Genomic DNA, 234 nt, shown 5'->3' on the forward strand with positions numbered 1-234 from the left:
GGATGCTGCGGCATCCTTTTTTATTGCCCGCAGAACGCCTCAACAGGCCTTACAGGATGTTGATAGCCAAACCCTGAGTGATGAGCTGCGCGCAATCCCCCGCAGCAACAGCAGGCATACAGCCCGCTTGCAGATGAGGCAAAGGGTGGCAAGGGGTTGCACCGTTCAGAAGAGCGCGGCGCAATAACCGAAGGGGAGCAGAAAAGAGGACAAGAACAGACAGACAGACAGACA

The 234-nt window shown here is 56.0% G+C and carries 1 protein-coding gene; it reads left to right on the forward strand.

Annotated elements, in window-relative coordinates; genetic code table 11:
• Positions 1 to 187: hypothetical protein (locus tag BN1115_RS22695; protein ID WP_042657689.1), on the forward strand; the 187-nt coding region annotated here is incomplete at its 5' end.
• Between the last annotated feature and the right edge of the window lie 47 nt (positions 188 to 234).

It is taken from the genome of Aeromonas allosaccharophila, from assembly GCF_000819685.1.
Taxonomy (GTDB): Bacteria; Pseudomonadota; Gammaproteobacteria; order Enterobacterales; family Aeromonadaceae; genus Aeromonas; species Aeromonas allosaccharophila.